Source organism: Salinicoccus sp. HZC-1 (assembly GCF_046736035.1).
In the GTDB taxonomy this organism is placed as follows: domain Bacteria; phylum Bacillota; class Bacilli; order Staphylococcales; family Salinicoccaceae; genus Salinicoccus.
Map to the genome: position 1 here is coordinate 1,549,950 of NZ_CP177130.1, position 19,449 is coordinate 1,569,398.

Annotated in this window: 17 protein-coding genes and 1 other annotated feature; of the genes, 1 reads left to right on the forward strand and 16 read right to left on the reverse strand. The window is 43.7% G+C overall.

All coding sequences use genetic code 11. The features are described from left to right. Nucleotides 1-27: 27 nt before the first annotated feature. The 4 genes from pheT to ACKRAT_RS07845 all read right to left on the reverse strand — a co-directional run bounded on the left by pheT (nucleotide 28) and on the right by ACKRAT_RS07845 (nucleotide 5,593). Nucleotides 28-2,433 (reverse strand): phenylalanine--tRNA ligase subunit beta, encoded by a 2,406-nt coding sequence (pheT, locus tag ACKRAT_RS07830; protein ID WP_411841951.1) that lies wholly within the window; start codon nucleotides 2,431-2,433, stop codon nucleotides 28-30. Further along, entirely contained in the window at nucleotides 2,420-3,487 is a 1,068-nt protein-coding gene (gene pheS / locus ACKRAT_RS07835) for a phenylalanine--tRNA ligase subunit alpha (protein WP_411841952.1), read from the reverse strand. Before pheS ends, pheT begins: the two co-directional genes overlap by 14 nt. A 292-nt stretch (nucleotides 3,488-3,779) precedes the next feature. Continuing rightward, nucleotides 3,780-4,526 carry a TrmH family RNA methyltransferase gene (locus ACKRAT_RS07840; RefSeq protein WP_411841953.1) on the reverse strand — a complete coding sequence of 249 codons (747 nt, stop codon included), beginning with the start codon at nucleotides 4,524-4,526 and terminating at the stop codon, nucleotides 3,780-3,782. Beyond that, nucleotides 4,520-5,593: a M42 family metallopeptidase gene (locus tag ACKRAT_RS07845; RefSeq protein WP_411841954.1), complete on the reverse strand. Its 1,074-nt coding sequence runs from the start codon at nucleotides 5,591-5,593 to the stop codon at nucleotides 4,520-4,522. The genes ACKRAT_RS07840 and ACKRAT_RS07845 overlap by 7 nt, the downstream gene beginning before the upstream one ends. Nucleotides 5,594-5,745: 152 nt before the next feature. On the opposite strand from ACKRAT_RS07845, the gene ACKRAT_RS07850 reads away from it, so the two are divergent. Continuing rightward, nucleotides 5,746-6,021 carry a hypothetical protein gene (locus ACKRAT_RS07850; protein WP_411841955.1) on the forward strand — a complete coding sequence of 92 codons (276 nt, stop codon included), beginning with the start codon at nucleotides 5,746-5,748 and terminating at the stop codon, nucleotides 6,019-6,021. Nucleotides 6,022-6,097: 76 nt separating this feature from the next. Here ACKRAT_RS07850 and rplT read toward each other — a convergent pair whose 3' ends face one another. The 12 genes from rplT to ACKRAT_RS07910 all read right to left on the reverse strand — a co-directional run bounded on the left by rplT (nucleotide 6,098) and on the right by ACKRAT_RS07910 (nucleotide 19,408). After that, nucleotides 6,098-6,457 (reverse strand): 50S ribosomal protein L20, encoded by a 360-nt coding sequence (gene rplT / locus ACKRAT_RS07855; RefSeq protein WP_411841956.1) that lies wholly within the window; start codon nucleotides 6,455-6,457, stop codon nucleotides 6,098-6,100. A 24-nt stretch (nucleotides 6,458-6,481) separates the two neighbouring features. Then, nucleotides 6,482-6,682 carry a 50S ribosomal protein L35 gene (gene rpmI / locus ACKRAT_RS07860; RefSeq protein ID WP_411841957.1) on the reverse strand — a complete coding sequence of 67 codons (201 nt, stop codon included), beginning with the start codon at nucleotides 6,680-6,682 and terminating at the stop codon, nucleotides 6,482-6,484. Between the two features lie 17 nt (nucleotides 6,683-6,699). Further along, nucleotides 6,700-7,230 (reverse strand): translation initiation factor IF-3, encoded by a 531-nt coding sequence (gene infC / locus ACKRAT_RS07865; protein WP_411841958.1) that lies wholly within the window; start codon nucleotides 7,228-7,230, stop codon nucleotides 6,700-6,702. A gap of 16 nt (nucleotides 7,231-7,246) precedes the next feature. Next, nucleotides 7,247-7,400: a sequence feature (ribosomal protein L20 leader region), on the reverse strand. A gap of 49 nt (nucleotides 7,401-7,449) precedes the next feature. After that, nucleotides 7,450-9,378 (reverse strand): threonine--tRNA ligase, encoded by a 1,929-nt coding sequence (gene thrS, locus ACKRAT_RS07870; protein ID WP_411841959.1) that lies wholly within the window; start codon nucleotides 9,376-9,378, stop codon nucleotides 7,450-7,452. A 310-nt stretch (nucleotides 9,379-9,688) separates the two neighbouring features. Continuing rightward, nucleotides 9,689-10,618 carry a primosomal protein DnaI gene (gene dnaI / locus ACKRAT_RS07875; protein WP_411841960.1) on the reverse strand — a complete coding sequence of 310 codons (930 nt, stop codon included), beginning with the start codon at nucleotides 10,616-10,618 and terminating at the stop codon, nucleotides 9,689-9,691. Nucleotides 10,619-10,623: 5 nt separating this feature from the next. After that, entirely contained in the window at nucleotides 10,624-11,973 is a 1,350-nt protein-coding gene (locus tag ACKRAT_RS07880) for a replication initiation and membrane attachment family protein (protein ID WP_411841961.1), read from the reverse strand. Then, nucleotides 11,957-12,430 carry a transcriptional regulator NrdR gene (gene nrdR / locus ACKRAT_RS07885; protein WP_411841962.1) on the reverse strand — a complete coding sequence of 158 codons (474 nt, stop codon included), beginning with the start codon at nucleotides 12,428-12,430 and terminating at the stop codon, nucleotides 11,957-11,959. The genes ACKRAT_RS07880 and nrdR overlap by 17 nt, the downstream gene beginning before the upstream one ends. A gap of 99 nt (nucleotides 12,431-12,529) precedes the next feature. Further along, nucleotides 12,530-13,549, reverse strand: a complete 1,020-nt coding sequence (locus ACKRAT_RS07890) for a glyceraldehyde-3-phosphate dehydrogenase (protein WP_411841963.1) — start codon at nucleotides 13,547-13,549, stop codon at nucleotides 12,530-12,532. 85 nt (nucleotides 13,550-13,634) lie between these two features. Beyond that, nucleotides 13,635-14,225: a dephospho-CoA kinase gene (coaE, locus tag ACKRAT_RS07895; RefSeq protein ID WP_411841964.1), complete on the reverse strand. Its 591-nt coding sequence runs from the start codon at nucleotides 14,223-14,225 to the stop codon at nucleotides 13,635-13,637. A gap of 4 nt (nucleotides 14,226-14,229) precedes the next feature. After that, on the reverse strand, nucleotides 14,230-15,099 hold the full coding sequence (gene mutM / locus ACKRAT_RS07900) for a bifunctional DNA-formamidopyrimidine glycosylase/DNA-(apurinic or apyrimidinic site) lyase (RefSeq protein WP_411841965.1): 870 nt from the start codon (nucleotides 15,097-15,099) through the stop codon (nucleotides 14,230-14,232). A gap of 8 nt (nucleotides 15,100-15,107) precedes the next feature. After that, nucleotides 15,108-17,711 (reverse strand): DNA polymerase I, encoded by a 2,604-nt coding sequence (gene polA, locus ACKRAT_RS07905; RefSeq protein ID WP_411841966.1) that lies wholly within the window; start codon nucleotides 17,709-17,711, stop codon nucleotides 15,108-15,110. A gap of 122 nt (nucleotides 17,712-17,833) precedes the next feature. After that, entirely contained in the window at nucleotides 17,834-19,408 is a 1,575-nt protein-coding gene (locus ACKRAT_RS07910; protein ID WP_411841967.1) for an AbgT family transporter, read from the reverse strand. Nucleotides 19,409-19,449 lie beyond the last annotated feature (41 nt).

Here is a 19,449-nt window from a genome sequence, read left to right on the forward strand (position 1 = left end):
ATGCAGTCTATGCATCTGGTTTTAATATTATCTGATTGCGGCCCCATCCTGTTCAAGTGCTTCGAGCACCGGATTGTGGACTGCTTCGATTTCCTCATCTGTCAGTGTCTGTTCTTTATTCAGGTAAGTGAGCCTGAGCGCGACGGATTTCATGCCGTCCTCTACATTTTCACCTTCGTAGACATCAAACACGAACACATCTTCAAGATACTTTTTGGCAGCCGATTTAACCGTTGTCATCAACTCATCCGCTGTAACAGACTGTTCCACCACCAAAGCGATATCCCTCGTGATTGTAGGATACTTGGAAAGCTGTTCATAAACGATAATACCATTTTTCACACTGAGAAGTGCGTTGATATCCAGCTCGAATACTGCAGTCCTGTTTAAATCGTTGTCGTCCGCATATTTAGGATGCACTTCACCGACAAAGCCGATTTTTTCCTCTCCCATATAAATGTCCGCGGTTCTTCCAGGGTGCATTTCTTTAAATCCTTCTGCTTGGCGGTAGCTGATATTATGCTCCACACCGAGTTTTTCAAATACACTTTCCACGATGCCTTTTGCAGCGTAGAAATCAGCAGGGACGCTCGTGCCCAGCCAATCGGTCTGGTTCATCTCTCCGGCCAGGAGGCCGCCGAGCATTTCTATTTCCTCAGGCTGGTTGCCTTCCCCTCTTGAAACAAAGACTCTGCCCATTTCATACAGCTGAACATTTTTCTGCTGGCGATTCATATTATATACCGCATTATCAATGAGATGTGGAATCATACTGTTTCTTAAAACCGCATGATCTTCACTCATCGGCATCAGCAGTTCGAGCCCTTCTGTACGGTCTGTAAACTGTGTCGACTTTTCTCTGCTTGTCAGTGCATAGTTGATCGCCTGTGACAGCCCCAGTGATTCCAGCTGGTGGCGGATGATACGGATTTTCTTCTGTTCATCCGTCAGTTTCCCGGGCGTGATTGCAGTATACTCAGGAAGTGAAGAAGGCAGTGCATCATAACCATAGATTCTGGCTACTTCTTCCGTGATATCCTCTTTTATCTTCAAATCATCTCTTCTCGAAGGGATTGAAATATTAAGTGTCTCACCTTCCACTGTCGTTTCCAGTCCGAGTTTCAATAATGATTCGGCAATCTCCTCAGTCGAGAGCTCCATGCCTAAACGATTATTGATAAATGTTTTCGTAATGGATATTTCACTATTCTCCAGATTCAACCCACCATCTGAAACCACACCGCCGGCCACTTTTCCGCCGGCATATTTTTCAAGCAGATAGGCCGCACGGTCCAGCGCTTCCAGCACAAATTCATGTGAAACCCCTTTTTCAAAACGGGCGGATGCTTCACTTCGGAGGTTCAGGCGATTGCTTGTCTTTCTGATCGAAACAGGATTGAAGAGCGCAGACTCAATGATGACATTCGTTGTCGCGCCGGTAACTTCGGAGAAGTCTCCCCCCATTACCCCGGCAAGCGCAATCGGTTCCCTGCCATTAGTAATGACGATGTCACTGTCTTTAAGCTGACGTGTTTTACCATCGAGTGTCGCCATCTCTTCATCCTGACGTGCAAAGCGTGTCACAATTTCATTTGACCCGATCTTGTCCCTGTCGAACATATGGAGCGGCTGTCCAAATTCAAGGAGCACATAGTTGGAAATATCGACGACGTTGTTAATCGGGCGGATGCCCGCTTTGATCAGACGCACCTGCATCCATGTCGGCGCAGGCTTTATTTCGACATCCCGGACGATGCGGGCACCGTAATACGACACAGCCTCCGTGTCTTCATTTTTGATGATGAATGAGCCAGACTCCTTGTCTTCATGTTCAGTCAGCGGACTTTCAGGCCTTTTCACTTTTCCGCCGAACAATGCGCGTGTTTCATACGCCGCCCCGGCCATGCTGAGGGCATCTTTACGGTTGGGTGTGAGATCGAAGTCCATCACCTGATCATCCAGATAAAGTGCACTGAGTGCATCTGTCCCGATATTTTGATCTTCATTGAACATGAAGATGCCATTTTGGTATTCCTTAGGTACATAATCTTCAGGAATGCCGAGTTCTTCCAGCGAACAGATCATTCCTTCGGATACCTGACCGCGAAGTTTGGCGCGTTTTATCTTAATACCGCCCGGCAGCCTGCCGCCCACCTTGCTGACGATGACATAGGAATCCGCTTTAACGTTTGGCGCACCGCATACTATCTGGTTTGTCTCTTCACCGGTATTCACCTGGCAGATTTTCAGACGGTCAGCCTCCGGATGCTGCTCAACAGATTCAACATAACCGACGACAAGATTTTTTATTCCTTCCGTATAGTCGATGATATCATCCACTTCAATACCGCCGCGTGTAATTTTTTCGGATAACTCATCGATGGAAACATCGACCGGGATCCATTCATTCAACCATTCTTTAGATACTCTCACTTTGGTCCCCTCCATCTTCCGTTGCTTTGAACTGGTTAATAAATCTCAAATCATTCGTATAGAAATTCCTGATGTCCTCAATGCCGTATTTAAGCATCGCGATTCTGTCCGGGCCCATTCCGAATGCGAAACCAGAGTACTCCTCTGGGTCGAATCCTGCCATCTCCAGGACATTCGGATGCACCATGCCGGATCCTAATATCTCGATCCAGCCGGATCCTTTGCATACATTGCATCCGGTCCCTTTACATTTGAAACAGGAAATATCCACCTCGACACTTGGCTCAGTGAATGGGAAATAACTTGGACGCAGCCTGATTTCGCGCTCCGGACCGAACATTTCCTTGGCGAACAGCTCAAGTGTTCCTTTAAGGTCACTCATATGGATGTTTTTATCCACTACCAGTCCTTCTATCTGAGTGAACTGATGGCTGTGCGTCGCATCATCACTGTCTCTTCTGTATACTTTGCCCGGGCAAATGATCTTAACCGGTCCCTTGCCCTGCCTGGACTGCATCGTACGTGCCTGCACAGGGGAAGTATGTGTACGGAGCAGTATGTCTTCGGAAAAATAAAAGCTATCCTGCATATCTCTTGCAGGGTGGGATTTTGGCAGGTTGAGGGCTTCAAAGTTGAAGTAATCCGTCTCAACTTCATAACCTTCAGCAATTTCATATCCCAGTCCGATGAAGAAATCTTCGATATCCTCTATCGTACGGCTCAATGGATGCGGACTGCCCAGCTTGAAAGTTCTGCCCGGCAGTGACACATCAATCGTCTCTTCCTTAAGCTGTGCATCCAGTGCTGCGCTTGTGAGCACTTCATCTTTCTCTTCAATCGCAGCCGTAATATGGGAACGCACCTCGTTCACTTTTGCGCCGTAGACAGGTTTGTCCTCATTGGAAAGGTTTTTCATCTCTTTCATCAGACCCGTCACTTTTCCTTTTTTACCTAAATATTCAACTTTAAGGTCCTGCAAAGATTTTTTGTCATCGATAGATTTTATCGCTTCATCGAATAAATTTTGAATTTCTGAAATCCCACTCGTATCCATTTTTTCCACTCCTCGTAAAATAATAAAAACTCCGTCCTTAAATATAAGGACGGAGCTTTCCGCGGTACCACCTGATTTTTCTGCACACCAAAAAGGAATACAGACTCTTGAAAAAGATAAGGGATTAGCCCTTGCTCCAATCAGCCAGGTGAACCCTGATTCCATCCGTATGCCGCATTGCAGTCTGTGTGCGGCATTCCCTGACACGGAATTTCGAACCATTTATGTCTGGCTTCAAGCTGAAGCTGTTTATTCATCTAATAAAGTTATTATAAACCAAAGCACCAAAAAATCAAGCTTTGAAATGGTGCATAAGTATACCGCCGGCAATGCCGACATTCAGACTTTCACTCTGCCCGCTCATTTCAATCTTCACTCTGGTGTCCACTTTTGACAGCACTACATCGCTTATCCCTCTGCCCTCATTGCCAAGGACGAGCATTAACGGTCCGTCAGAAGTTTCAACATCACTGAGCGGCTGGGCGTTATCGAGCGCCGTTCCCAGAACGACCCCTTTAAATTCACCGACTGCCAAAGTTGGCTCTTTAATCTCGATATCGATGTGGAATGTACTGCCCTGGGCACTCCTGAGCACTTTGTCACTGAATACATCCACTGTGTCCGGCGACAGTATGACTCTGCTGAACCCAAACGCATCAGCCGTACGGATCAGTGTCCCCAGATTGCCCGGATCCTGCACGTAATCGAGCAGCAGGACCCGGTTGCCGGTCGACTCCGGCGCATTATAGGTCACCACAGCCATAATGCCCGGCGGGGTTTCGAGCAGGGAGAGCGACTTCATGACATCACGGCTGACGAACATCAGATCAATGTTTTTCAAGTCCAGGCTGCTGTGGTCGTAATCTTCCAGCAGGATGACTGTGTGCACCATCTGTCCGTGAGTGACCGCTTCTTCCACCAGATGTTCACCTTCGATTAAAAATCGGTTGAGTCTGCTGCGGTATTTTTTCGTCTGTAATTTTCTTAAATCTTTGATCCGCCGGTTATCTTTCGACGTAATGATTTCCTTCTCTACCAAATGATCTCTTCCACCTTGCTGTCATCGAGTGATCTTACAATTTCCGTAACCAGCCTGACTGCATTATTGTAGTCGTTCCTGTTAAGGATAGATACATTGGAGTGCATATATCTGAGCGGCACACCGATCGAAATGGACGGCACTCCTTCGTTGGATACATGGAATGCACCGGAGTCCGTGCCTCCGCCTGTGATTGTTGACCACTGGACAGGGATATCCTTTTCTTTTGCCACTTTTTCAATGTGTCGGCGGAATCCGACATGTCCGATATTGGAACCATCGAGAAGCAGTACTAACGGTCCATCGCCCATCTTACCTGTACCATCCTGCTCGCCCATGCCCGGAGTGTCCCATGAAATGCCTACGTCTACCGCAATGGCGAGGTCCGGCTTGATTTTATTCGCGGCAACTTTTGCTCCGCGTAAACCTACTTCTTCCTGCACTGTCGCACCGCTCACGACGTTGATGTTCACATCTTCGTCTTTGACCTGTTCCAGCACTTCCACTGCCAGGCTGCAGCCAAATCTGTTATCCCACGCTTTTGCCAGCAGATAATCTTTATTCGCCATTTCGGTAAAATCACAATGCGGCGTAATCTGGTCTCCCATTTTGACGCCGGCTTCCTCGGCCTCTTCTTTGGAAGCCACACCGATATCGATGAACATCTCTTTCATATCCACCGGTTTTTTACGTGCTTCAGGGGAGAGGACATGAGGTGGTTTGGAACCAATGACACCTGTGAGCACCCCTTTATCTGTAATGACGTTCATACGCTGGGACAGCATCACCTGGTTCCACCATCCACCGACCGGCGTGAATTTCAGGAAACCATTATCATCAATACGTGTCACCATAAAGCCGATTTCATCCAGGTGCCCCCCGATCAGAAGCGTGCGCGAACCATCCTTGGCTTTGCGCTTACCAAAAATACCACCCAGATTATCATTAACCAATTCATCACTCACCGGTTCCAGGTATTCTTTCATCACTTTCTTAACATCATACTCAAAACCAGAAATGCCATGAGCATCGGTTAAACTTTTCATCATTGTCAGCTGCTTATCCATAATCAGTCTCCTAACCTTTGTTTTAAGATACTTCTATTCTAGCATAATTTATTTCAGCTTCCGTAATGAAAACCATATTGGTATAAATGTTTGTAAGAAGCTGATATTATTCTATTATAGTAATAATTAAAGTGAGTCCAGGAGGCATACAAATGATAAACATAGAATTATCCAAAGTAGAAGAGTCCGGAGAGCAGGTAATCGTGAAGCGCAATACTTTCGAAAATGAAAAAGAAGCTGAACAAATCTACAACACACTTACAGACGAATATGCTGACCAGACACTCCCTTTCTTTGATGAGGGCGAACAGCTGATCAGACTCGATATTCTGCCGCCGGCTGTGGAAGACGAAGCAAGGAAAAACCAGAAAGAATGCTATTTCGAGTATTCCGAGGATTTACTGGCGAGTCTCGAGAGCCGCATCTAGTACAGCATAAAATCCACCTGAGCAAATACAGAAAAACACCCATTCCTGATTGGAATGGGTGTTTTCATATATATTATTATTTTTCTAAAGCATTTTTAGCCTGTGTTGCCAATTCAGCAAATGCTTTTTCGTCGGAAATAGCGATTTCTGAAAGCATTTTTCTGTTGATATCGATTCCTGCAGTTTTAAGTCCGTTCATCAAACGGCTGTAGCTGATACCATTTTGACGTGCCGCTGCATTAATACGTGCAATCCAAAGTCTGCGGAATTCACGTTTAGTGTTGCGACGGTCGCGGTAAGCGTACTGTCCTGATTTTGTTACCTGCTGTTTGGCAGTTCTATATAGAGTGCTTTTGGCACCGAAATATCCTTTTGCCTGTTTCAATACCTTTTTGCGTCTTTTGCGGGACGTTAGTCCATTTTTAATACGAGCCATGATTGATCCTCCTCATTCAGTCGATTATTTCATGTTTGAAAGTAGTTTTTTAAGACGTTTTTGGTCGCCTTTTGATACGAGTGTCGCTTTTCTCAAGTGACGTTTTTGTTTAGTGGATTTGTTTGCAAACAGGTGGGAAGTGAACGCTCTGTTGCGCTTGAATTTACCAGTTCCTGTACGCTTGATGCGTTTTGCATAACCTCTGTGAGTTTTCATTTTTGGCATGGGATTCAACCTCCGGTTTATTTATTTTCAACGATTGGTGCAACTACCAGGAACATGGAACGACCTTCCATCTTCGGTCTCTGTTCTACAGTAGCAACTTCTGAAAGCTCATCTGCGAAACGTTCCAATACTTTACGTCCAATATCTTTGTGAGTGATTGCACGTCCGCGGAAGCGGATTGAAACTTTCACCTTATCTTCCTTCGCAAGGAATTTTTTCGCATTTTTAAGCTTCGTGTTAAAGTCATGATCTTCAATAGTCGGGGAAAGTCTGATTTCCTTAACATTGATGATCTTTTGCTTCTTGCGGGCTTCTTTCTCTTTTCGCTGTTGTTCGTATTTGTATTTACCGTAATCCATAATACGTGCAACTGGCGGTTTGGCATTAGGTGCAACAAGTACTAGGTCCTGTTCTACACGGTCTGCCATCTCCTGTGCATCCTGCTTTGTCTTGATTCCGAGCTGGGAACCATCTTGTCCAATCAGACGAACTTCTTTGGCGCGGATTCTATCATTGATAAATGTTTGATCCTTTGCTATCTTTGACACCTCCATAAAGTTTGAAGACGAACAAAAATGGCGGGCACATTATGCGCCCGCCATCAGACATGAAGATATCAGAAAAGGACAGTGCCTTTTCTATACATATCTCTCTGTACAAACCCGGTCGCTACTGAATGTGCTTGCGGGTGAGAAGCGGGTAGCTCCTTCTTGTCCGTTCTTACTCAACTCCTAATATAATACACTATTGTCTTTGTTCTGTCAACATTATTTTTTCAGTCGGATTTCGTCCATGAGTTTCCAGACGAAATCTTCCCTGTCATAGGAGTTCTGCTCCTGCTCGCCATATTTTCTCACATTTACCTGTGACTCTTCAATTTCTTTATCCCCGATAACGACTTGATATGGTACTTTTCTCATTTGGGCTTCACGGATTTTATATCCTAATTTTTCGTTTCTTTCATCAATATTCACCCGGATGCCCTGACTCTTAAGTTCATCTTGGATGCTTCTTGCGTAATCATAATGAAGATCCAGGTTGACCGGGATGATTTCCACCTGCTGTGGCGCCAGCCATAACGGGAATGCTCCTTTATATTCTTCAGTAAGGAAGGCCACAAAACGTTCCATAGTGGACACGACTCCGCGGTGGATGACCACGGGACGATGAAGTTCGCCGTCACTGCCGACATAAGTCAGATCGAATCTCTCAGGCAGCAGGAAATCGAGCTGTACTGTTGACAATGTTTCCTCTTTACCGAGAGCCGTCTGCACCTGTACATCCAGTTTCGGACCGTAGAACGCCGCTTCCCCTTCAGCTTCAGTATATTTAAGTTCCATTTCATCAATCGCATCTTTTAACATGGATTCAGCTTTCTGCCACATTTCATCATCGTCGAAGTATTTTTCAGTATCCTGTGGATCGCGGTAGCTCAATCGGAAAGAATAATTATCGAAACCGAAATCTTCATATACATCGATAATCAACTGAACAACACGTTTGAATTCTTCTTTGATCTGATCCGGACGGACGAATACATGGGCGTCATTCAAAGTCATTCCACGAACCCGCTGCAGACCGCTCACTGCCCCGCTCGACTCGTAGCGGTGCATCATGCCCAGTTCGGCAATACGGATCGGCAGTTCACGGTAGGAGTGCTTGCTGGACTTATAAATCATCATATGGTGCGGACAGTTCATCGGACGGAGCACAAGTTCCTCCCCATCCATGTCCATTACAGGGAACATATCATCCTGATAATGGTCCCAGTGACCGCTTGTTTTATAAAGGTCAACATTCGCCATCACCGGAGTGTATACGTGGTCATAGCCGAGAGCGACTTCCTTATCCACGATATAACGCTCGATTTCACGTCTGATTGTTGCACCATTTGGCAGCCATAATGGAAGCCCAGCACCCACAAGCTGGTTATTCTGGAAAAGCTTCATATCCTTACCGATGCGCCGGTGGTCGCGTTCTTTACGCTCCTCCAAAATATTCATATATGCTTTTAAACCCTTCTTGTCGAAGAAAGCAGTGCCGTAAATCCGCTGCAGCATTTTATTGTCGCTGTCTCCGCGCCAGTAGGCACCTGCAGTGCTGAGCAGTTTGAACGTTTTGATTTTGGAAGTTGAAGGCACATGGACCCCGCGGCACAGGTCAGTAAATTCTCCCTGGGAATAAACAGTCACTGCCTCCCCTTCAGGAATCGCATCGATCAGTTCAAGCTTATACTCATCATTTTCAAATAGATCTTTGGCTTCCTCTCTGGATAGTTCACGGCGTTTGATTTCTACATTTTCATCGACGATTTTCTGCATCTCTTTTTCAATCTTAGGGAAATCATCCGAAGAGATTTTTTCATCCATATCGAAATCATAATAGAAGCCTTCTTCGATGACAGGGCCGACACCGAACTTGACATCGCCATACAGGCGTTTGAGGGCCTGTGCCATCAGATGTGCTGTAGAGTGGCGGAGTACTTCCAGCCCTTCCTCGTTTTTATTAGTCAGCAGCTCAAGTTCACTGTCTGAGTCAATCGGTCTCCTGAGATCATACATCTGACCGTCGACTTTTGCCGCAACTGCCGCTTTTTTAAGGCCTGGACTGATGGAATGGGCAATTTCTTCAGCTGTAACGCCTTCATCAAATGCTTTTATATTACCATCTGGAAAACTAATTTTAATTTCACTCATTTTACTCTCCCTTTCTTCAACTTAATTAAATATATTGAATAAAAAAATCGCCCCTCTAAATATAGAGGGACGATTTTCACCGCGGTACCACCCTGATTCACGGGGATATCCCCGTCTTCAGCCGGATTTAACGGTCCGGACCGGCCGGGTATTAACCGGCATATATCAAGGTAGTAACCATAGCGGTCTTATATGCATGTCTCAGCAAATCATGCACTCTCTTAAATGAGACGCGATACAGTATTGTCCTTGGATTTAACTAATGAAATTATAGATTAATTATACTGGAACGTATATTGATTTTCAAGCGTCAGTTACTTCTGTAGTTTTTGCCTTCCAGCTGCACTTCCACGCAGAGTGATTTTATCCGCTCGAGCATCCTCATCGCTTTTGTCTCTTCTACACCATTCTCTTTCGTCCGGCTGTATCTGTATTCCAGGTCATCCATGGAATAATTCGAACTGATGAACGTCGGCAGGCCTTCGACCATTCTGTGATGCAGTATGCCTGTCATCACTTCGTCCCTTACCCACGGCGTGACATCCTCTGCGCCTAAATCGTCCATCATCAGCACCTGCGCATTTTTAATCGTATTGAATTTTTTATCCGTCGTACCGTCTTTAAACCCGGATTTTAAATCACGGATGATTTCCGGCACATAAACGATCATGGAAGAAACAGATTTTTCTTTAAGCTCATTGGCAATGCAGCCGAGCAGATAAGACTTGCCGATTCCGAAACTGCCATGTATATAAAGGCCTTTCGTGTCTATGCCGGCACTGATTTTCTGACTTGCTGAAATGGCTTCCTTGATGATTTCCTGGCGGTTCGAATCCGGATCCAGGAAGACAGTATCAAATGTCGCATCTTTTACATCTTTAGGAACATGGTAAGAGTCGATCATACGCTCACGTGCACGGAAGGCATCTTCTTTTTTCTTATTTGGACACACTGAATAAATGATGTGTATCCGGCCGCCGCGCACATCAATGGAAGGGACATACCCTTCCGGATGGTTAATGCAGTTGCTTAAAGACTCACATTTTTCACATGCCAAAGACTGCTCTGTATAGCGCTTCAGCTGCAGCATATCATTCCGGATCATCGTCTGTGTGATTTCGACATCACTGTTTTCAATGAGTTCAATAATCCTCGGATGTCGGATAAGCTCTTCATACAGCTTGTCATTATTTTCTTTTATCTTCTTTGAATTTTTTAAAAACTGGTTAATGGGTTCCATTTAAATCACCTGGATTTTCTGAATTCCTCTATCATTTTTTGAATCTCCGGATCATCTTTTGCCGTTTTCTGCGGCACTTGATCCTTAGGTTTTTCTTCTTTTTTAATTTTTGGTTTCTGGTCGCTGGATTTTTCTTTTTTATCCATCCAGGCAGGACGGCGTTCGCCCTGCCGTTCTTTGTAACTGTACTTCTGTGAAGCGTTTTTCTTCTGCTGTCTGAAATCCATGATGGACTGGTATGCATCTTTAGCGGAACGGATGCCCTTTGCCTCCCAGTCTTTGGCAATTTTCATTGTGTAAGGATAATTCAAATCCCCCTGCTTTTGCTGGTAAACATATTCAAGCAACAGGTTGATCACTCCATTTGGAAGTGATGTTTTTGCGATGATATCCGTAACCAGTTTTAAATCCTGGTCACTCGGTTTAAAGTTTCGGATATCATTCAACCGGTCTAAGGGATTGATGTTTTCCAAACTGTCTATATATGAATTGCCAGTTTCTTCAGTAACTGCCTCTGCCGTTTCATCTTCCTTTTGAAGCTTTGGCTGCCGGCTGCCGTTCTCTTTTTGATAATATCTTCTCGCTTCATACTTAAGCTGTTCTTTATCTATACCCGCATATTGTGTCGTTGAAGACAACAATATCTGTTTTATATCGTAAGCATTCAAATCAAACAGCACACTTAATTTAACAATAAGCATACGGATTTCTTTTGTAAAAAATGCCTTGTCTATTTTTGTCCCTTTTAAATGCGTAAACAGCACTTCAAAGTCGAAATCGTCCAGATCCATATTCGGGCCGGTGGAATGATTCTCTTTTTGGAAGCTTTCATGTGGCACACTGAACCCTTCCTCGCTCCCCGGTGTGAACACTTCTGTAAATTTGCGGGTCACCTCTGAAATATTTCCCGGTATTTTAGGATAAATCAGCCTCTCTTTTTTCTTCCTGTATGCATCGGGGCCAATTTTGTTATACAAATAAAGACTCAGCATAGGATCTTTGAAAAAAGAATCGGGAGTCAGCGGTAAAAGGACCTCATAGATGAATAAGTCATCATGCGCCTCATTGGATACATATGACCTGACGAGACCGATCGCTTCCAATTTTTCAAGTTCATTTGAAAACTTGGATAACGGAATTCCAAACTCGTCCATGATTTCCTTGTGAAACCGGATGGCAAGCGGGTCGTAATGAGATGTAGACTCGTTTAAATATATATAAAGCATCGTTGCTTCCGACTGTATGAGAGGCAGATAGAGCTCATTGATTACATCAAGATGGTGTGTACTGATTCTTGCTGGTCTATAAATTATAAATTCAGTATTCGGCTTCAGCCGTTCATTGAAGTTCATCATCATCACTGCCTTTGGCAAGGTGTTTCAGCGTATCCATCAACTGGTCTATATCTTTAAATTCCTTATATACAGAAGCAAATCGCACATAAGCGACCTGATCGAGTGTCATCAATTCGTTCATAACAGATTCCCCGATTTCATTGGAGGTAATTTCAGGCTTATTCAAGTTCCTGAGTGCAGCTTCAATATTCTCAGTCCTTTTCTCTAATTCTTCATATGGAATCGGGCGTTTCTCACATGCTCTAAGCAGTCCATCCATTACTTTTTCACGATTGAAAACTTCCCTCGTCCCGTCTTTTTTGACAACCACTAAAGGAGAAAGCTCCATACGTTCAAATGTCGTAAATCTGAATCCGCAATTTTCGCATTCCCTGCGTCTTCTGATCGCTGAAAATTCATCTGTATGTCTCGAATCAACAACTTTTGAGCTGGAGTGCTGGCATGTTGGACATTTCATATAATCACCTCTTCATTCGGGGGTTAAGTACTTCATTATAATATAACATAACCAAAAAAAGAAGAAACCGAAGTTTCTTCTTAAAAAATTACAATTTAATTAAGCATTGCTTACGAGGGATTTCGAAAGGATTTTCTTTGCAAGATCTACAACGCGTGTTGAGTAACCCCACTCATTGTCGTACCATGCAAGCACTTTAACTTTGTTGTCATCCATAACCATCGTAAGTGAACTGTCAATGATTGAACTTCTGCTGTCTGTGTTGAAGTCGCTGGATACCAGCGGTTCGGATGAAACGCCCAAAATTCCTTTTAATTCGCCGTCTGCGTACTTTTCGAACGTTGAATTTATTTCTTCTTTTGTCACTTTTTCATCCAGATCAACAACCAGATCTACCAGCGAAACGTTGGAAACCGGTACCCGCAGTGCCAGGCCGTGGAGTTTTCCATTGAGTTCAGGCATAACCACACCGAGTGCTTTGGCAGCCCCTGTGGATGTCGGAATGATATTATCTCCGCAGGATCTTGCTCTTCTCAAATCCTTATGCGGATTATCAATATTCTTCTGGTCATTTGTATATGCATGGACTGTTGTCATTAAACCGTTCGTAATACCATACTCGTCATTAAGTATTTTTGCCACCGGTGCCAGGCAGTTTGTAGTACAGGACGCATTGGAGAATACATCGTATCCATCGATATCGATTTCCTGATCGTTTACCCCGAGTACAATTGTTTGAACATCTCCGCCTTTGGAAGGTGCTGTAAGCAGTACTTTCTTTGCACCCGCTTTAACGTGTGCACTTGCCTTATCACCATGGTTGAAAGCGCCTGTTGCTTCAATTACCAAGTCTATGCCGAGATCGGCCCAAGGCAGGTCTTCAGGATTTCTTTCACGGGTAATCAGAATTTCTTTGCCGTCGATAACAAGTTTATCACCTTCAGCCTCAACACGTTTCGACCACCTGCCGTGTGTCGTGTCGTAGTTGATGATGTGTGCCAGTGTTTCAGCAGGATAACTCGCGTTCACTGCTACAAGGTCAAGATCTTCAGATTCTGCCGCAATACGAAAAACCATTCTACCAATTCTACCTAAACCATTAATTGCAATTTTTTTCATGACAATCGCCCCTTAATGCTATACTTATTTTTAATTAGTATAACATATTACCGGTTAGTTTAAAGCAGTAATTGTGAAAATATAGTCACTTTTCAATTTTAGTTAAAAATTCCTCTATCTGAGCGTACAAATTCTCCCGTGTGCCGCTGTTATCAAGCACAAAATCGCTTCTGTCCCTCTTGGACGATAAAGGCATCTGGCTGCCGATTCTACTCTCTGCTTCAGCTTCAGTTAATCCATTCCGATCCATCAATCGTGCTTTTTGAATCGATTCATCGACATATATTGTTAATGTTATGTCACATTGATCATCCAGGCCATTTTCAAAGAGCAGCGGAATATCCAAAAAGACATGATTTTCCTCGACCAGCCTGTCTCTTTCTTCATTCATCATCCTTCTCACTTCTGGATGCACAAGTTCATTCAACACATTTCGCTGCTGTGGGTCATTGAAAATGATCGCCCCCAGCTTTTTTCTGTCTATTTCTTTATCTTCTGTTAAAATTTTCTCACCAAAAGCATCTATGATTCCATTATATGAAGGTCCGCCCTTCGCTGTCGCCTGTTTGGCAAATTTATCAGCGTCCAGTACAGGATACCCCTTTTCCGCTATATATGCTGAAGCTGTCGATTTTCCGCTGGCAATACCGCCTGTCAATCCAATGATGCTGTACATATTATCACCTCTGGCATTTTGTGCAGTAAAATGTGTTTCTCGTTGCGATTACTTTCGTTTTCACATCGTGTCCACATTGGGTGCACCTTTTCTTTTGATATATTTTAAAACGGTCCTGCATGCTGCCGCTCTGTCCTGACACGCCCCTGTAATCTGAAATCGTAGATCCTCCGCTTGCAAGAGAAACTTCAAAAACATTGACAATCTCTTCATGCAGCCTGGACAGGCGCTCCGCTGATATATTCCCTGCTTTTTTAGTCGGCAGTACACCTGCTGAAAATAAAGCCTCTGAAGCATAGATATTACCGACACCCGGAATGACAGCACTATCCATGATCACTGCTTTAATCGATTTTTTACTGTTCTGTTCATTTCTCGCTTTCGTTAAAAAGTAAGACAGACTGTCCGGATCAGTGTACTCCGGTGCCATACGGCTAAAAGGAGCGAAATCATTCAATCTTTTCACAACACTCATTTCACCAAACCTGCGGATATCGCAATATGAAAGTAAAGTGCCATCATCCAATCCAAACAAAGCATGCCAGTGTTTTCTGTAATTCAAATTTTCTATTTCTTCCAATGCCCCGGTTATGAAAAATGCGCCCGACATGCCCAAATGGCCGACCATATGGAATATGTCATCCGACTTCTCCAAAACGAAGAAGAGATATTTGCCTCTTCTGCCGATTTTCAATATGGATGCACCCATCATCATTTCCTTGAATTCATCCACATCCTGTTTGACGATGGTTTTACGCCCTGTAGCATGTCCTTTATAAACATAATCGGACAACTCAATCTGTTCTATCTTCCGTCCTTCCACACTCCGTGAAAGTTCTCTTCTAACTAATTCAACTTCCGGTAATTCCGGCATATTTTCACCTACTTCACTTCATACCAATCTTTGCCGTATCCATATTCCACTTCCAACGGTACACTCATTTCAATCGCATGCTCCATAATCCCTTTAATAACAGGGATGAAGTCCTCGACCTGGTCTCTGGGGATGTCAAAAACCAATTCATCGTGAATTTGCAGCAGCAGTTCAGCATCGAATTTTTTTGCTTCTTCAGAATTTGCATATTCCACCATCGCCAGTTTGATGATATCTGCTGCGCTCCCCTGTATCGGTGAATTCATCGCCGTACGTTCTGCAAAACTTCTTGCATTGAAGTTACGGCTGTGAATATCAGGTATATACCGCCTTCTGTTCATCATCGTTTTCACGTATCCATCTCTTTTTGCATCCTGTACAATCGATTTCATGAATTCTTTGACTTCAGCAAATGAATCCAGATAATTCTCGATAAATGTTTTAGCTTCTTTACGTGTAATACCAAGGTTCTGGCTTAATCCATAGTCACTGATTCCATATACGATGCCAAAGTTGACAGCTTTTGCATTCCGGCGCATTTCAGATGTTACATCTTCTTTTCCGACTCCGAATACTTCCATTGCGGTTTTTGTGTGGATATCGGTATTCGTCGTAAATGCGTTAATCATTGTTTCGTCCTGCGTAACATGGGCAAGAACGCGCAGTTCAATCTGTGAATAATCAAGTGCGAGCAGAACATGATTATCGTCCTTCGGTACAAATGCCTTGCGGATTCTCCGTCCTTCCTCGATGCGTATCGGGATGTTTTGGAGATTGGGTTCGACTGAAGACAATCTGCCTGTTTGCGCCAATGTCTGGTTATAGCGCGTATGAATTCTGGAATCCTCTTTTATTTCTCCCTGCAGTCCAATAACATAAGTGGACTGAAGTTTCGATAATGTGCGGTAGTCAAGCAAATACTGAATGATTTCATGTTTATCATGGAGCTGCTCCAACACATCCACTGCCGTTGAGTAACCGGTTTTCGTCTTTTTGATCACCGGCAGCTCCAGTTTTTCAAACAGTACATATCCGAGCTGTTTCGGCGAGTTTATATTAAAAGCCTCACCGGCAAACCCATGGATTTTCTCTTCTATTTCATTAAGCCGTTCCTGAATATCATCTTCCATTTCAACGAGGCTTGACGCTTCAACAGTAATCCCTTTAATTTCCATTTCAGCAAGCACTTTTGAGAGCGGGATTTCAAGGTCCAGCCATAAGTCGTACATCTCATCTTCTTTGAGAGAATTAATCATTCTGTCTTTCACTGTATGCACTGCCATCACTTTTGAGTTCAGGAACGACACTCTTTCTTCATGAGGCGGGTTTTTAGATTTTTTCCCTTTGCCGTAGTGGAAATCGTCACTGTCGATCGAGATATCAAACTGTCCTGTACTCTCAGCAACATCCAATATCTTTTTGGAAGGATCGAGCAGGAAGCTTGCGAGCATGACATCTGTAGTAAAATCATTAAAAGTAATGTCCAACTGCCTTAGTAATCCAGTCTGACGTTTTAAATCATACACATTGATACTTTCCCTGGAATTTAAAAATGTTTCCAATTCCTTAGCACCAATCGCATCAATTTTATCAACGAATGTCTTGCCGCCATCAGTAATCGCTATATATTCAGGCGGATTGAATAAATAATTATCTGCATGGACTTCCAAATGGAGCGACACTGCTCCGCCGAGCGCTTCTAAGGAATCAACCCTCTCATCATCAAAGGAGATTTTCTCTTCCGCTTCATTCGCTTCCATATTACCGAGCAGTGATTCAAATTCCAGCTCTTTAAACAATTCATATTTCTCTTCTTCATTATCATTTGAGAAAGTTAAATCATCCAAATTAAAATCGAACGGCACTTCCCTGTGAATCGTCGCCAGTTCTTTACTCATTAAGGCATCATCTTTATGATGCGTTAAATTCTCCTTGAGTTTCTTACCGCCGACACTCTCAACATTCTCTAATACATTTTCCACGGTACCGTACGTATCCAGCAGCTTTAAAGCCGTTTTCTCACCGACACCCGGGACACCCGGAATATTATCAGATTTATCCCCCATCAAGCCTTTTAGATCGATGATCTGGAGCGGCTTCAATCCATATCTTTCATTGATGAATTCCGGCGTGTATAAATCGATATCGGATATCCCTTTTTTCGTATAATAAATGACCGTATTATCACTTGCGAGCTGTGTTAAGTCTTTATCACCTGTAATGATAATTGTTTGAAAGCCCGCTTCCTCATCCGCCTGCCTGCTCAGCGTGCCGATGATATCATCCGCTTCAAACTCTTCTATCTCATATCTTTTAATCCCATAGGCATCGATAAGGCGGCGAATGGGTGCCAGCTGTTCACCAAGTTCAGGCGGCATTTTCTGACGCCCGCCTTTATACTCTGAGTACTGCTTATGTCTGAATGTAGACTTTCCCGCATCAAATGCCACAAGGAAATGCGTCGGAGCTTCGTCCTTGATGATTTTTTCCAGAAGTCTTGCGTAACCGAATATAGCGTTCGTATGAAGCCCGCTCTGATTGCTCAGAAGCGGCAGGCCGTAAAATGCCCTGAAAGCTACACTGTTACCATCTATTAAAATTAGTTTTTTCATAGAATATGCCTTCTTTCTTTTATGATCCGTTCCCTTATCATTATTCTACTATATATTTGAATTATACATTTGAGGATGGTATTAATCCATAGAAAAAGACACAGCCTGAGCTGTGTCTTTATTTAACCGGGAAAGTGTATTGGAGCGTTTGGTCCGAGTGGAAGTCCGAGTAATGTCCATACGATTAACATCACTGACCAGAAGATCAGGAAGAAAATGGAGTAAGGAAGCATTACGGAAATCAATGTACCAATACCAATATTTCTATCATATTTCTGTGCAAATGCAATGATGATCGCGAAATATGTCATTAGCGGTGTAATGATATTTGTTGATGAATCCGCTACACGGTAAGCCATCGTCGTGAGCTCAGGTGAATATCCGAGCTGCATCATAATCGGCACGAATATCGGTGCCATCATTGCCCACTTGGCACTCGCACTGCCGATAAACAAGTTCACTACCGCAGTCACAAGAACAAAGCCGATAATTAATGGGATTCCCGTCAGGTTCAATGCCTCAAGCGTTTGAGCACCGTAAACTCCGATGATGATTCCCAGGTTGGATTCTGCAAAGTAAGCTACAAACTGACCGGCTGTGAAGGCCAGTACGATGAACATCCCCATGGATGCCATAGTGTCGGACATTTGGTTCGCAACATCTTTATCGTTTTTGATGGATTTTGTAATCAAACCATAGACCAGACCTGGAATAAAGAACAGTATGGCTATGATTGGCACAAGTGCCCCCATAAATGGTGATTGTATAATTGTATCCATGTAGTTTCCAAGAGAATCGTCGCCTCTCATAGGTGAGCCAGGAAGCACTACAAGAAGAAGCGCTAATGCAGTTCCAATCACAACTGAAATGACTGCCCATATGAGTCCTTTTTTCTCCACAGGCTGCAGCGACTGCATTTGTTCTTCATCTTCAGACAAGTCTTCTTCTGCATCTTTTGCATTGAATTTGCCAAGTCTCGGCTCAACAATTTTATCTGAAACAAACCAGCCTACCAGAGTGAGTAAAAACACACTGACAAAAATGAAATAATAGTTCATTGCGATATTCATGCCCTCGGCATAAGCCGGGTCAATCACCGCTGCAGCGGCAATAGTAAGTTCAGACAGCATCGCATCTGTACCACTAAGTAACAAGTTGGCAGAAAAGCCTGCAGAGACGCCGGCGAACGCTGCTGCAAGACCTGCAAGCGGATGTCTTCCCAGCGCCAGGTAAATGACTGCCCCCAACGGCGGGAGGACAACATATCCTGCATCTGAAGCCAGCGAGGACATGATACCTGCAAAAACAAGTCCTGCGGTGATCAGCTGGTTAGGAATTGCCAAAACAAATCCTCTCAAAGCCGCACTGATCAGACCGGATCTTTCTGCAACTCCTATTCCAAGCATAGTAACAAGTACTACACCAAGCGGTGCGAAGTTGATGAAATTATCCGTCATACTTGTAAATATGTAGCTTATACCTTCTGAATTCAGCAGGTTGTTTACTGCGACAGTTTCCTCTCCTTCACCCGGATGTTCAACAGAGATGTTAAACAAAGAAAAGAAAGCGGAAGCAGCTAAAGTCAATACTGCTAAAATTGCGAACAATGTTATTGGATGTGGAAGTTTATTACCTAGCCACTCCACAAAATCAAGAAACTTCTGAAAGAAGCCGTTTTTCTTTTTACCATTTTCCATTTTTTTAAATTTCCTCCATTTAAAATAAGATGAAAAGGCTG

What these genes read in the sequence shown, in the direction of transcription:
- pheS (WP_411841952.1), bottom strand. Translation starts at nt 3,487, where the DNA reads ATGGATACGAGTGGGATTTCAGAAATTCAAAATTTATTCGATGAAGCG.
- ACKRAT_RS07845 (WP_411841954.1), bottom strand. Translation starts at nt 5,593, where the DNA reads ATGGATAAGCAGCTGACAATGATGAAAAGTTTAACCGATGCTCATGGC.
- ACKRAT_RS07850 (WP_411841955.1), top strand. Translation starts at nt 5,746, where the DNA reads ATGATAAACATAGAATTATCCAAAGTAGAAGAGTCCGGAGAGCAGGTA.
- rplT (WP_411841956.1), bottom strand. Translation starts at nt 6,457, where the DNA reads ATGGCTCGTATTAAAAATGGACTAACGTCCCGCAAAAGACGCAAAAAG.
- rpmI (WP_411841957.1), bottom strand. Translation starts at nt 6,682, where the DNA reads ATGCCAAAAATGAAAACTCACAGAGGTTATGCAAAACGCATCAAGCGT.
- thrS (WP_411841959.1), bottom strand. Translation starts at nt 9,378, where the DNA reads ATGAGTGAAATTAAAATTAGTTTTCCAGATGGTAATATAAAAGCATTT.
- dnaI (WP_411841960.1), bottom strand. Translation starts at nt 10,618, where the DNA reads ATGGAACCCATTAACCAGTTTTTAAAAAATTCAAAGAAGATAAAAGAA.
- ACKRAT_RS07880 (WP_411841961.1), bottom strand. Translation starts at nt 11,973, where the DNA reads ATGATGAACTTCAATGAACGGCTGAAGCCGAATACTGAATTTATAATT.
- nrdR (WP_411841962.1), bottom strand. Translation starts at nt 12,430, where the DNA reads ATGAAATGTCCAACATGCCAGCACTCCAGCTCAAAAGTTGTTGATTCG.
- ACKRAT_RS07890 (WP_411841963.1), bottom strand. Translation starts at nt 13,549, where the DNA reads ATGAAAAAAATTGCAATTAATGGTTTAGGTAGAATTGGTAGAATGGTT.
- coaE (WP_411841964.1), bottom strand. Translation starts at nt 14,225, where the DNA reads ATGTACAGCATCATTGGATTGACAGGCGGTATTGCCAGCGGAAAATCG.
- mutM (WP_411841965.1), bottom strand. Translation starts at nt 15,099, where the DNA reads ATGCCGGAATTACCGGAAGTTGAATTAGTTAGAAGAGAACTTTCACGG.
- polA (WP_411841966.1), bottom strand. Translation starts at nt 17,711, where the DNA reads ATGAAAAAACTAATTTTAATAGATGGTAACAGTGTAGCTTTCAGGGCA.
- ACKRAT_RS07910 (WP_411841967.1), bottom strand. Translation starts at nt 19,408, where the DNA reads ATGGAAAATGGTAAAAAGAAAAACGGCTTCTTTCAGAAGTTTCTTGAT.